14 protein-coding genes are annotated in these 12,393 nt (G+C 69.4%); 6 read left to right on the top strand and 8 right to left on the bottom strand.

From position 1 onward, the window contains the following. The 3 genes from WAL33_RS09715 to WAL33_RS09705 all read left to right on the top strand — a co-directional run. A partial coding sequence (locus tag WAL33_RS09715; protein ID WP_422180834.1) for a (2Fe-2S)-binding protein occupies window positions 1-197 on the top strand: 197 nt, incomplete at its 5' end. Further along, the gene (gene cobA, locus WAL33_RS09710; protein WP_422180832.1) at window positions 190-960 is read left to right on the top strand and encodes a uroporphyrinogen-III C-methyltransferase; all 771 of its coding nucleotides are present in this window, start codon (window positions 190-192) and stop codon (window positions 958-960) included. The genes WAL33_RS09715 and cobA, both read left to right, overlap by 8 nt. A 48-nt stretch (window positions 961-1,008) precedes the next feature. Then, window positions 1,009-2,304, top strand: a complete 1,296-nt coding sequence (locus WAL33_RS09705) for a DUF5690 family protein (RefSeq protein WP_422180830.1) — start codon at window positions 1,009-1,011, stop codon at window positions 2,302-2,304. On the opposite strand, the gene WAL33_RS09700 is transcribed toward WAL33_RS09705, so the two are convergent. From WAL33_RS09700 to WAL33_RS09685, 4 genes are read right to left on the bottom strand one after another with little or no spacing between them, the layout of a single operon-like run. Continuing rightward, window positions 2,301-2,648: a hypothetical protein gene (locus tag WAL33_RS09700; protein WP_422180828.1), complete on the bottom strand. Its 348-nt coding sequence runs from the start codon at window positions 2,646-2,648 to the stop codon at window positions 2,301-2,303. The two genes, WAL33_RS09705 and WAL33_RS09700, sit on opposite strands and share 4 nt — an antisense overlap. Further along, entirely contained in the window at window positions 2,645-4,201 is a 1,557-nt protein-coding gene (locus WAL33_RS09695; protein WP_422180826.1) for a GMC oxidoreductase, read from the bottom strand. Before WAL33_RS09695 ends, WAL33_RS09700 begins: the two co-directional genes overlap by 4 nt. Before the next feature lie 42 nt (window positions 4,202-4,243). Beyond that, entirely contained in the window at window positions 4,244-6,016 is a 1,773-nt protein-coding gene (locus WAL33_RS09690) for a M56 family metallopeptidase (protein ID WP_422180824.1), read from the bottom strand. Beyond that, window positions 6,006-6,374 (bottom strand): BlaI/MecI/CopY family transcriptional regulator, encoded by a 369-nt coding sequence (locus WAL33_RS09685; protein ID WP_422180822.1) that lies wholly within the window; start codon window positions 6,372-6,374, stop codon window positions 6,006-6,008. Before WAL33_RS09685 ends, WAL33_RS09690 begins: the two co-directional genes overlap by 11 nt. A 202-nt stretch (window positions 6,375-6,576) precedes the next feature. Between WAL33_RS09685 and WAL33_RS09680 the strand changes: the two genes are divergently transcribed. Beyond that, the gene (locus tag WAL33_RS09680) at window positions 6,577-7,272 is read left to right on the top strand and encodes a hypothetical protein (RefSeq protein ID WP_422180820.1); all 696 of its coding nucleotides are present in this window, start codon (window positions 6,577-6,579) and stop codon (window positions 7,270-7,272) included. Here WAL33_RS09680 and WAL33_RS09675 read toward each other — a convergent pair. The 4 genes from WAL33_RS09675 to WAL33_RS09660 form a co-directional block, all read right to left on the bottom strand. Next, complete coding sequence (locus WAL33_RS09675) at window positions 7,269-7,814, bottom strand: DUF1697 domain-containing protein (protein WP_422180818.1); 546 nt, start codon at window positions 7,812-7,814, stop codon at window positions 7,269-7,271. The genes WAL33_RS09680 and WAL33_RS09675 overlap by 4 nt on opposite strands. Before the next feature lie 75 nt (window positions 7,815-7,889). Next, window positions 7,890-9,053 (bottom strand): cystathionine beta-lyase, encoded by a 1,164-nt coding sequence (gene metC, locus WAL33_RS09670; protein WP_422180836.1) that lies wholly within the window; start codon window positions 9,051-9,053, stop codon window positions 7,890-7,892. A gap of 218 nt (window positions 9,054-9,271) precedes the next feature. Next, window positions 9,272-10,123, bottom strand: coding sequence for a 3-mercaptopyruvate sulfurtransferase (gene sseA / locus WAL33_RS09665; protein ID WP_422180816.1), 852 nt, complete (start codon window positions 10,121-10,123; stop codon window positions 9,272-9,274). A 120-nt stretch (window positions 10,124-10,243) separates the two neighbouring features. After that, window positions 10,244-11,242, bottom strand: a complete 999-nt coding sequence (locus WAL33_RS09660; protein ID WP_422180814.1) for a cysteine synthase A — start codon at window positions 11,240-11,242, stop codon at window positions 10,244-10,246. 154 nt (window positions 11,243-11,396) lie between these two features. Between WAL33_RS09660 and WAL33_RS09655 the strand changes: the two genes are divergently transcribed. Continuing rightward, on the top strand, window positions 11,397-11,999 hold the full coding sequence (locus tag WAL33_RS09655; RefSeq protein WP_422180812.1) for a helix-turn-helix domain-containing protein: 603 nt from the start codon (window positions 11,397-11,399) through the stop codon (window positions 11,997-11,999). Window positions 12,000-12,009: 10 nt separating this feature from the next. Continuing rightward, window positions 12,010-12,393, top strand: a 384-nt coding sequence (locus tag WAL33_RS09650; protein WP_422180810.1) for an SRPBCC family protein, incomplete at its 3' end; no start/stop codon positions are given.

The raw sequence follows: 12,393 nt of genomic DNA, 5'->3' as shown, positions 1-12,393 counted from the left end.
ATAAGGGGCCGCTGGTCTGCGCCTGCCTGAAGATCGGCGCCAAGGCCGTGCAGGCCGCCATCGCCGCCGGGGCCGCCAGCCCCGACGCGGTCGGCGCCGTCACCGGGGCCGGGACCAACTGCGGGTCCTGCCGTCCCGAGATCGCCCGGATGATCGCCGCTGCCGCTGTTCCAGCCAAGGAGCCTGCTCATGTCTAGCGCTCAAATCCTGCTCGTCGGCGCCGGTCCCGGTCCGGTCGACCTGATGACCTTGCGGGCGGTGCGCGCCGTCGAGAGCGCCCAGGCCCTGCTGTACGACGCCCTGATCAGCGAAGAGGCCATCGCCCTGGCGCCGCCCGGCTGCGTGCGCATCCAGACCGGAAAGCGGGCCGGCAAGCCCAGCATGCACCAGGACGAGATCAACCGCCTGATGCTGCGTTTGGCGCGCAAAGGTCTTCGGGTCGTGCGGCTGAAGGGCGGCGATCCTTCGGTGTTCGGCCGGGTGGGCGAGGAGTCGGCGTTCCTGCGCGACCACGGGGTGTCGGTCGAGGTGGTGCCCGGCGTCACCGCCGCCTGCGCCGCCGCCGCCCAGTTCGGCTTCCCCCTGACCCATCGCGGCGAGGCCCGGCGGGTGGTGTTCACCACGGCGCGGCTGGAGGCGGGAGCGCTCAGCGGCGACTGGAGCGCGGCGGGCGATCCCGAGGCGACCCTGGCGGTCTATATGGGCGGTGAGGTGGCCCAGGCCCTGTGCGAACGGATGATCGCCGCCGGCCGCGCGCCCAGCACCCCGGCCGTGGCGGTCGAGCAGGCCGGCGGGACGAACGCCAGGATCCACCACGGCACCCTGGAGACCCTGGGCGACCGCCTCAAGAGCCAGGGCGGCCCGGTGGTGATCGTGGTCGGCGAGGTGGCGGCCCACGCCCGCGAGCTGACGGTTGATGTCGCCCAGGAAACGTTCGCCCGCGCCGCCCTGACGGCCTGACGCTGATCGGGAGTTGACGCGGGCGTCGGTTCGACCCGCCCATGGGGCATGCCGACCGTAACAACGATTCAAGGACCCATCGCCCGCGCCCTGGCCAAGGCGCCGCCGTGGGCTTTCGCGCTGTACGGCGGGCTGGCGGCCTTCGCGGCCTATTTCTCGATGTTCGCCTATCGCAAGCCGTTCACGGCGGCGCACTACGAGCAGATGGCTGGATGGCCGCTGGCCATCGACTTCAAGGTCGCCCTGGTGATCGCCCAGGTGGCCGGCTACGCCGTGTCGAAGATCATCGGGATCAAGGTGATCTCCGAGATGCGGCCCGAGCGGCGCTGGCTGGCGATCCTGGCGCTGATCGGCGGGGCCGAGCTGTCGCTGCTGGGCCTGAGCCTGGGTCCGGCGGTGGCCGGTCCGCTGGCGCTGTTCGTCAACGGCCTGTGCCTGGGCATGATCTGGGGCCTGGTGTTCGGCTTCGTCGAGGGGCGGCGGCTGTCCGAGGTGCTGGGCGCCATGCTGTGCGCCAGCTTCATCGTCGCCTCGGGCGTGGTGAAGTCGGTGGGCAAGAGCCTGCTGCTGCAGGGCTTGGACGAGCGCTGGATGCCGGCCCTGACCGGGCTGCTGTTCACGCCGCTGCTGCTGTTGGCCGTGGCGGCCCTGACCCAGCTGCCGCCGCCGTCGCCGGCCGACGAGGTCGCCCGGGTGCGCCGCGCCCCGATGGACGCCAAGGCCCGCGCCGCCATGTTCGCCGCCCATGCGCCGGCCCTGGTGCTGCTGGTGGTCGTCTATGTGCTGCTGACCGCCCTGCGCGACTTCCGCGACAACTTCGCCGCCGAGATCTGGGCCGAGCTGGGCTTCAAGAACGCCGCGGGGATCTTCTCGCTGTCGGAGATCCCGGTGGCGGCGATCGTCTTGGTCGGGCTGGGGGTGCTGAGCCTGGTGCGCGACAACCGCCGCGCGGTCGGCTTCAACTTCGCCTTCGTGGCCCTGGGCTTCGCCGTCGTGGGGGTGGCGACCCTGGGGCGGCAGATGGGTCTGCTGGGCCCGGTGGCCTGGATGATCGCGCTCGGGGCGGGCGTCTACATGGCCTACACCCCGTTCAACGGCATGCTGTTCGACCGGCTGATCGCCGCCACGGGGCAGGTGGGGACGGCCGGGTTCCTGATCTACGTCGCCGACTCCTGCGGCTACATCGGCAGCGTCTCGCTGCTGCTGGCCCGCTATTTCGCGCGCCTGGAGCTGGACTGGAGCGGCTTCCTGGCCGGGGCGGCCTATGGGACGTCGGTGATCGGCGTGGGCGGGGTGGGGCTGGCGTGGATGCTGCTGAAGTTGCCCAAGACGGCTTCCTCCTAGGCGGCTCCCTCCAGCGCCAGCAGCCCGAACAGCGCCCCCTCCGTCTCCGACAACCGCCAGCCGCGATGCATGAACACCGCCCCGCGTCGGAAGTCCTCGGAAACCCGGCGGCGCAGAGCGGGCAGGGCGTCCGGGCCGCGACCGTTCGGGAACAGGCGCCTGGCCAGGGCGGCTCGCCCGATGTCGGGATGCTGGGCCAGCCAGGCCTTGCCGATCCGCGCGGCGGCGGCCTGGTCGAGGTCGCCGAACAGCGCCGCGTCGGGCGCGGCCAGGGCGACACCGGGCAGGGCCGTGGCGGCGAACAGCGCGGCCAGAAGGTCGCGGCGAGCCAGGGCGGCGGTCATCGGCGGGCTCCCATGTCGCGCTTCAGGTGGTCGGCCAGGCGCATGACCAGGGCCAGGATCGTCAGGGTCGGGTTGGCGATGCCCGAGGTCGGGAACACCGAGCTGCCGGCGATATAGAGGTTGGCGATCTCGTGCACCCTCAGGTCCGGATCGACCACGCCCTTTGTCGGATCCGCGCTCATCCGGGTCGCGCCCATATGGTGGCGCGAGGCGCTGGAGATCGCCAGCAACTGACCGCGCTTGATCGGCCAGCAGACGCGACCCTGGCCGGACGCGCCCAGGGCGTCGCCGAAGCCGGCCGCCGAGCGCTCCAGGTTGTCCCAGTCGGCCTTGCCGTAGCGCCATTCCAGGTGGATGCGCGGCAGGCCCAGCGGATCCTTGACAGATGGATCCAGCGTCACCCGGCTGTCGGGATTGGGCAGATGCTCGGACATGCCGAAGAAGCCGAAGAGCTGGCCCTCGCCCTGGTTGTTTGCGTCGACCCGGGTCGCGATCCGGCGCACCGCCTGGGTTTCAACCTCGGGCGGCGTGGCGGTTTCCGTCTGAACGCCCCCGTTGAAGGTGGCGGTGAAGTTGCCGGTTCCCATCCGCGCTTGAGCGGGCAGGCCGGCGGCCACAACGCATTGGGGGAGGGTGCGACGCAGGGTCGAATAGAGACTCATCGACGCCTGGCCGGAGATGTGGATCGCCGTGCCCTCGGTTTCTGCGTCGCCGTCCTGCGAATAGGTCACGTGGCCCTGGAAGAACCGTCCGACCAGGTCGTGGCGGTTGCCGATCCCTTCAGGCCGCACGCTGTTGGAGGCCAGCAGCAGCCGCGCGTTCTCGATGCCGCCGACCGCCAGCACATAGGTCTTGCCGACCGCGGTGTGGCGCTTGCCGTCCAGGCAGGCCACGTCCAGGCCCTCGACCTCATCGCCTTTCGCCGTTTGTCGGATCTGGGTGACGTTGGCGTGCAGATAGACGGTGATGTTGGGGGCGTCGGCGAAGTCGGTGCGGAAGCGATCGAAGGCGTCCTTGTCCGCTCCCCCGGAGTAGCGGGTGAGGACGCGCGGGGCCGAGAAGAACCCGTCCCGAGGATCCAGGGCCAGCGGCGGACGGGCCGGGTCCTTCAGCATCTTGTTGTCGGCGTCGAAGCGCGGGATTTCCAGCAGGTCGCAGGCCCGGTCGTAGAACGGCTGCATCTGCCGGCGGGTGAGCGGCCAGCCGCTGTGCGGAACCCAGGGCCGGGCGGCGAAGTCGGCGGGGTCCAACGGCACGCACTTGCCGCCCCAGACCATGCCTGAACCGCCCAGCACCCGGGCCCGCGACTGGCGCGGATAGTCGTCGAACGGCTTGTCGGGATTGTCGGGGGCCTTGACCACGGCGGTCCCGGCGTAGAGGGCCTGAATCTCCGCGTCGATCTCGCGCCCGCCGCTCTCGAGGATGGCGACCTTCAGAGGACCGCCGGCCAGTTCCTTGGCCAGGGTGATGCCGGCCAGGCCGCCGCCGATGATCACCAGGTCGGCTTCGATCAGGCTGGCGTCGGGCAAGGTTCGGGCGTCGATGAAAGCCATCGTGTTTCCGATCTGGGTTTGAAGGGTTTTTGGGCGCGCGCCTTAAGCGCGGGCGCCCTTGGCCTTGAGGTAGTCGACGACCCCGTCGTGACGATGCTTGAGCGCCTCGCCCAGCGGCGAGCGGGTCTGGCCGTTGTTGGCCGGCACGGCGCGGTTCACGTCGGCGCCCTTGCCGACGAGATAGGCGACGGTGGCCAGGTCGCCGGACTGGGCGGCGTTGATCAACGGGGTCTCGTCGCCGGGCACGAAGGACTCCACCGAAGCGCCGTGCTCGACCAGAGTTTTGGCCAGGTCCAGCCGTCCCGCGCCCGCCGCGGCGATCAACGGGTCGCCGTCGCCGCGCACGGCCAGACCGGCGTCGGCGCCCTTGGCCAGCAGCAGGTCGACCACCTCGGCCCGACCGGAATGGACCGCCTCGATCAGCGGCGAGCCGTCGCCCGGCGCGGGCCGGTTCACGTTCGCGCCCTTGTCCACGAGGTAGCGGACGGTGGCCAGGTCGCCGGAGCGGATGGCGTTGATCAGCGGCGTGGCGTCACCGGGCACGAAGTCGTCGACCGAGGCTCCGCGCTCGACCAGGGCCTTGGCGATGTCGGCGCGTCCGGCGTCGGCGGCGGCGATCAGGGGCGAGCCGTCGCCGCGCATGACGAGGTTGGGATCGGCGCCGTTGGCCAGCAGCAGGTCGACCAGGTCGGCCCGGCCCGATCGTGTGGCTTCGATCAGCGGCGTGCCGTCGCCGTAGGCCTTGAAGTTGACGTCGGCGCCGGCGGCGATCAGGGCTCGGGCCTTGGCCGCGTCGCCGTCCAGCACGGCCTTGTACAGCGGGCTTGCCCGATAGGTGGCGGCGTCGTGGCGGGAGATCTTGGCGACGGTGCGAACCTCGCGCGCCGGCTGGGCGGCCCAGACGGCGAAGGCGACGCCCAGTGACAGGGCGGCGACGGCGCCGCCGCCGATCAGACGACGTGCGCGGCTCTGGCGGTGTTGCTCGAGCATGACGAACCTCTCCTTGAGTTGCTTGTTGGCCGAGGCCGGCCAATGGCAGCCGAGCGGCGGCGCGTTAGGCGCCAGTTGGGTCTTGAGCATCGCCTCGCCGTACTGGCGGCCGGCGATGGGAAAGCGGGCCAGGACGGCGGCGTCGCAGGCGATCTCCTGGTCGACCCGCAGCCGGTTGGCGCCCAGGTGGACCAGGGGATTGAACCAGAACAGGCACTGCAGCGCCGTGGTCAGGGCGTTGATCTGGGCGTCGCCGACCGACAGATGGTTGCGCTCGTGGGCCAGGATCAGGGCCTGTTCTTCGCGCGTGAAGCGCAAGGCGAAGTCTGCGGGCAGCACGACCTTAGGGGCCAGGGCGCCGATCACCGCCGGACCGACGCCGTTGCGTTCGGCATGGAACAAGCCGCCGTCGAACCTCAGGCGACCCAGCGACTTGACGAAGCGGCGCTGGCGTTCGGCTTGGACGACCAGGGCCAGCAGAGCGACCAGGCCCCAGATCGCGAGGAGCGGACCGTTCAGATCCAACTTCGGGGTCGGCGACCGCGGGACGGGCCCGGGGGGTGCGACTGTCGGCGGAAGTTGGACGGCCGTCGCAGGCGCGGTTGCTGACGCGACTGGAGCGGAAGGGGCGGGGATTCGAACTGTCACGGTGCGGGAAGGCAGAAGCACGGCCACTGTCGCCAGCGGGGCGATCAGCCACAGGGCATAGGCCGCGCGGGCGCCGAACAGACGTCGCACTGGCCGGCGCAGGATCAGCGCCAGCAGTATGGCCGCGCCGATCGCCAGGTTGGCGCGGACCAACAGGGCCAGCAGGTCACCGGCCATCGTCGTGCGCCTTCAGAATGCGTCGCAGCTCGGCGACGTCCTCGTCGCTCAGGCGCTCTCGCTGCGAGAAGTGGCTGACCAGCGGGGCCAGGCGGCCGTCGAACAGCCGGTCCAGCAGGCCCTTGCTCTCGGCATGAACATAATCGCCCTGGGCCACCATCGGCCGATACAGGAAGCGGCGGCCGTCCTTCTCAGCGGCGATGGCGTTCTTCTTGAGCAGGCGGTTGAGCAGCGCCTTGACCGTGCCTTCGGCCCAGTCCTGGTCGTCGGCCAGGGCGACGGCGATCTCCTCGGCGGTCATGGGGCTCTTGGCCCACAAGACCTTCATGATCTCGCTCTCGGCGGTGCTGATCCGCATGGGAACCTCTCTCGTTCCCCGTAACGATTACCGACGTAAACGCTGGCGTCAATCAGCGATTATGTTTGTAAACGATATGTAATGCGCAATGCTCTCCTGGATTGTTGATGGCTCGGCATCTCTCGTGGATTGCATCGACCCACGCGTTCGCTCAAGCTGGCGCCAGGCGGTCGATGAACGGCGCGCGCGCTCAGGGGGGCTCATGGTTGTTTCTCAAAAGGTCGTCGTCTTCGTCGATCCGACCACGCTCGCGGCGCTGAAGGACCTCGGCTACGCCCTTTATGCCCTAAAGGGCTTCGAGACGACCAACGCCCAGGGCAAGGCCCTGGTCTGGGGCGAAACCACGGCCTTCGCCGACACCACGACCTTCATCAGCACGGATGAATACCAGGCGTTTGTGACGAAGGAGGTGGTGACCGGGGGCGTGGTGCTGAAGGAGATCACTTTCGCCGACGTGGCGCTGGGCGACATCGCCACCTTCGACGGCTCCGGCAGCCTAAAGGTCACCACCGGGGGCTATCCGGCCGGGGTGACCATCGTCAACGCAACGACGGAGCCTTATACGGCTGGGCTGAGCGCCCGGAGCATGGACGCCGGCGGCAACTTTTCGCCGGTCGCGGGGGCGCCGCTCTATGGGCTGTCCGAGGACGTCATCGTGCCGGTCGACAAGTTCCTGGTCACCTTCTCGACCGCCGGCGTTCCCGTGGGCGCGCCGCTCGCCCATTCGATGACCCAGAGCCTGCTGATCGACATGACTGGCCAGACCCTGCTGGAAGGGACCTTCGACATCAACAAGGGCTGGACGTTCGACGGCGCGCCCTGGGGCGAGACCGTACCGGCCGGCGCGGATCTTTTCGCGGTGCTGGTCAAGGAAGTCCCGCTGTCGTCGGCGGACTAGTTGCCGCCCAGCATGGCTTCCAGCGCCAGGACGGCGGTCCAGCTGCGGCCGGTGATCCGCGTGCCCAAGGTCTTTTCGACCAGGCTGTTGGTCAGTTTCGAGCCGCCGATCCCGTCGGGATAGGTCGCATAGATCTGGCGGCTCTCGGCCCTCGCCTGCTCGGTCCCCCGGATCGCGGCGCGCAGGGCGCCCATGGCCTTCTTGTCGGGGGTGTCCTTGCAGAACAGGACCATCAGCCAGCCGGGATCCTGGGCCGCGAACTCGGGAAACGGGTTGGCGGCGACCATGGCGCGCCAGGCCTCGGCCGTGCGGACATAGACGTCGGTGCGCAGCGCGAAGCGATCCATCAGCGCCGTCTCGATCTGGGCCTGAAGCTCGGCGCCGGTCTGCTCGCCGCTGGTGAACATCAGGTCGCCGACCTTGGGGCCGGTCTGGACGTCTGTGTGGCCCAGTTCGGTCAGCAGGCCGGTCAGCTCGTCGGCCGTCACCTGGCGGTTTCCGGCGGCGTTGACGCCGCGCAACAGCGCGATGTGGACGGTCATGGGCGTGGCCTTTCGAACGAGGCGGTTGTCTAGACCCTACAAGCTCCGTCGTCCCGGATCATTTTGGGGGGCGACTTACGCCTTGGCCAGCGCCGCGAAGCCGCGCTCCAGGTCGGCGATCAGGTCGGCGGTGCTTTCCAGCCCGACGTGCAGGCGCAGCAGCGGGCCTTCCAGGTTCACCGGGATCGAGCGGTTCTTCAGTTGCGGATCGCAGTGGATGGCCAGGCTTTCATAGCCGCCCCAGGAGAAGCCCAGGCCGAACAGGTCCAACGCGTCGAGGAAGGCGTGAACGGCCTTCTGCGAGGCGGGCTTCAGCACCACGCCGAACAGGCCGCAGGCGCCGGTGAAGTCGCGTTTCCACAGGGCGTGGCCGGGATCGTCTTCCAGGGCCGGATGCAGCACGCGAGCCACCTCCGGGCGGTCCTGCAGCCAGCGGGCGATCCTCAGGCCGGCGGCCTGATGGGCGGGCAGGCGGGTGGCCAGGGTGCGCAAGCCGCGCAGCACGGTGTAGGCGTCGTCGGGCGACACCGACCAGCCGATGTCCCACATCGCGTCGCCCAGTTGGTTGCCGATCACATTGTCGGCGGTGGCGGCGCTGCCCATGAACACGTCCGAATGGCCGCCGACATATTTGGTCAGGGCCTGGACGCTGATGGTCACTCCGTGGGCCAGGGGCTTGAAGTAGAAACTGGCCGCCCAGGTGTTGTCGATCAGGGTCAGGACGCCGCGGGCGTTAGCGGCGGCGGCGATGGCGGGGATGTCCTGCATCTCGAAGGTCAGGGAGCCCGGAGCCTCCAGCAGGATCATCCGGGTGCGCGGCGAACACAGGGCCATCAGCGCTTCGGGCGACAGGGCCGGGTCGTAATAGGTGGTGGTCACGCCGAAGCGGGTCAGCACCCGGTCGCAGAAGCGGCGGGTGGGCTTGTAGGCGCTGTCGACCACCAGGATCTCGTCGCCGGCCTTCAGCAGGGCCAGCATGACGCCGGTGATCGCCGCCAGGCCCGACGGATACAGTGTGACGTCCGGCGAGCCCTCCAGCTCGGCTAGGGCCAGCTGCAGGTTGGCCGGCGAGGATAGGCCGGTGATGCCGTAGGTCAGCTGGTTGTCGTCGTACAGCGACGCGGCGTTGGGCATCAGCACCGTTGAGCCGCGCTGGACCGGCGGATTGACCGTGCGGGCCAGCACCGTGCCCCCCTTGGGCGGGGCGCCGCTGCGGACCAGGCGGGTTTCTTCATCCAGGGGCATGGGCGGACTCGGTGGGTGCGACACGCTTGGTGTACGGCGCGGCGATGCGGCGGTTCAAGGCAAAGATCCTCGCCCGAGGGCGGGAGGATCTAGGCGTCCAGTTCCTCTCCCTGTGGGAGAGGTGTCGGCGAAGCCGACGGAGAGGGGAGTTTGCCGAGGTCGGACGACTCCCCCACCGGTCGCTGCGCAACCACCTCCCCCACGGGGAGGGGCTAAGCTTCCCCCGTCGCCACCGGCACGTCGTCGCGGCCGCCCCATTCCGTCCAGGAACCGTCATAGACCGCCGACCGAGGCTTGCCGAGCCGGGCCAGAGCAAGGGAGACCACGGCGGCGGTGATGCCCGAGCCGCAGGTGGTGGCGATCGGCTTGGCGATGTCGACTCCAGCCGCTTCGAACACGGCGCGCAACTTGTCGGCGGGCAGCATGGTCCCGTCAGGGGCCAGCAGGGCTGACAGCGGGATGTTGCGCGAGCCGGGGATGTGGCCGCCGCGCAGGCCGGCGCGGGGCTCAGGATCGCGGCCTTCAAAACGGCCCGCGGCGCGGGCGTCGATCACCTGTTCGCGCCCGGTTTCGAGATTGCGTTTCATCTGGTCGATCGAGCGGACGATGTCGGCCTGGAAGCGCGGGGTGAAGTGACGCTCTTGGGGCATGACGGCCAGGTCCTCGACCGGACGGCCCTCGGCGATCCATTTGGGCAGGCCGCCGTCCAGCACCACGACGTCCTCGTGGCCCATGGCGCGGAACTCCCACCAGACGCGGGCGGCGGGCAGGATGCCGCTGGTGTCGTAGACGACGATCCGCGCGCCGTCGCCCAGGCCCAGCTTCTTGACCCGGGACGCGAACTTGATGGGCGAGGGCAGCATGTGCGGCAGGTCGGAGGTCTCGTCGGCGATCTCGTCGATGTCGAAGAACACCGCGCCGGGGATGTGGGCCAGGTTGTACTCGGCGCGCGGGTCGCGCTTGGCGGCCGGCATGTGCCAGGACCCATCGACGATGCGGACGTCCGGCGCGTCCAGGTGCTCCTGCAGCCAGGCGGTCGAGACGAGCGGATCGGTGTGGGTCATGACAAAGCCTTTCGGGGTGTGACTCGCCCCTGGGCGGGCAAGATCACGCGATCGGCGGCGGGGAGCAAGCCGGCCGGCGGCGTGAAGAATCCTTACGGGCTGCGATAGCTCGGCTCGGCCTCACATCCAGGGCGGGATCGGCAGGCCCTTCTCGGCCAGGAAGACGGGGTTGAAAAGCTTGCTCTGATAGCGCGAGCCGTGGTCGCACAGGATGGTCACGATGGTGTGGCCGGGTCCCATCGTCTTGGCCATGCGCACGGCGCCGGCCACGTTGATGCCGCTCGAGCCGCCCAGGCACAGGCCTTCGTGCTGCACCAGGTCGAAGACCTGCTCCAGCATCTCCTCGTCGCTGATCCGGAAGGGATGGTCGATGGTCAGGCCTTCGAGGTTGGCGGTGATCCGGCCCTGGCCGATGCCCTCGCTGATCGAGGTTCCCTCCGCCTTCAACTCGCCGTCGGCGTACCAGCTGTAGAGCGAGGCGCCGTGCGGGTCGGCCAGGCCGATCTTCACCGACGGCTTGCGGGCCCGCAGGGCGGCGGCGACGCCGGCCAGGGTGCCGCCCGAGCCGATGGCGCAGATGAAACCGTCGACCTTGCCGTCGGTCTGCTCGAAGATCTCGGGGCCCGTGGTTTCGAAGTGGGCCTGGCGGTTGGCGACGTTGTCGAACTGGTTGGCCCAGACCGCGCCGTTGGGCTCCGTCTTCGCCAGCTCCTCGGCCAGGCGGCCCGAATAGCGGACATAGTTGTCGGGGTTGGAGTAGGGGACGGCGTCCACCTCGACAAGCTCGGCGCCGAGCAGGCGAATGGCGTCCTTCTTTTCCTGGCTCTGGGTGCGGGGGATGACGATGGTGGTCTTGTATCCCAGGGCCGAGGCGACCATGGCCAGGCCGATGCCGGTGTTGCCGGCGGTGCCCTCGACGATCCGGCCCCCGGGGCGCAGCAGACCCTTGGCCTCCGCGTCGCGGATGATCCCCAGCGCCGCGCGGTCCTTGACCGACTGGCCGGGGTTCATGAACTCGGCCTTGCCCAGGATCTCGCAGCCGGTGGCGTCGCTGGCGCGGTTCAGGCGGATCAGCGGCGTGTCGCCGATAGCGTCCAGGACGCTGGTCTTTACGGTCATCTGCTCATTCCGGCCGCGCGGGAGGTCGGTAGGGTAGATCGTGATGCGCGGCCGTGAAGCAAGGCCAGTTTTCCTGAAGGCGCGACAAGCCGGTTCAGCAATTCGCAGGGTCGGACCAATTGACAAATAAATCTGTCTATTGAAAACATGACGCATGAACGCCACCACGGTCAGCCTGCTGGACGATGTCGAACGGATGCGGGAGGCCTTGTCCCCGATCCGCCTGAAGCTGCTGCGGGCTCTGAAGACGCCGGGGTCGGCCGCCAGCCTGGCCGCGGTTCTGGACATGCCGCGCCAGAAGGTCGGCTACCACCTGCGGGCGCTGGAGGCGGCCGGCCTGGTCGTGCTGGTCGAGGAGCGCGCGCGGAGAGGTTTCACCGAGCGGCTGTTCGTGGCCTCCGCCGAGGCTTTCGTGGTCGATCCGGCCATCCTGCAGGACGGACCGCCCCATCGAGCGCGGGTTCAGGATCGTCACGCGGCCGAACATCTGATCGGGGCCGCCTCCGAAATGGTGCGGGAGGTGACCCGGATGCGGGCCGCCGCCGACGCCGAGGGGGCGCGCCTTCTGACCTTCACCCTGGAATCCCGGGTCGCCTTCGCCACGCCGCAGGCCATGGAGGCCTTCACGCACGATTTGGCCAAGGCCCTGGCCGATCTGGTCGCCGCCTACGACACGCCACAGGGCGGTCGCGCTTACAGCCTGACCCTGGGCGGTCACCCAACCCCGCGCGGCAAAGCTCCCGCCGCCATCAACTGAGGAACCCGCGATGACCGATACGGCCAGCAAGATCGACCGCGTCCTGGTCGAGGTGACCATCGCCGCTCCGGCCGACACGGTCTGGAACGCCCTGCGCGATCCCGACCAGATCCGGCGGTGGTTCGGCTGGGACGCGGCCACCCTGGCCGACGAGATCACCTACATCTTCGTCGATCACGCCGAGGCCGACGACGCGGCTAGGACCCTGGTCTTCAGAGGCGTCGATGACCGCTTCGAGGTGGCGACGCGGGACGGCCGGACCGTGCTGCGCGTCATTCGCTCTGTCCCCGCCGACGCCGGCTGGGACGATGTCTATGAGGACATGACCGAGGGCTGGATCAGCTTCGTCGAGCAACTGCGGCTCTATCTGGACCACCACGCCGGCGCCGAGCGC

This window comes from Caulobacter sp. (assembly GCF_049283275.1).
Taxonomy (GTDB): Bacteria; Pseudomonadota; Alphaproteobacteria; order Caulobacterales; family Caulobacteraceae; genus Caulobacter.
Note: the sequence above shows the minus strand (reverse complement) of the source record. Positions and strands in the feature narration are given on the sequence as shown.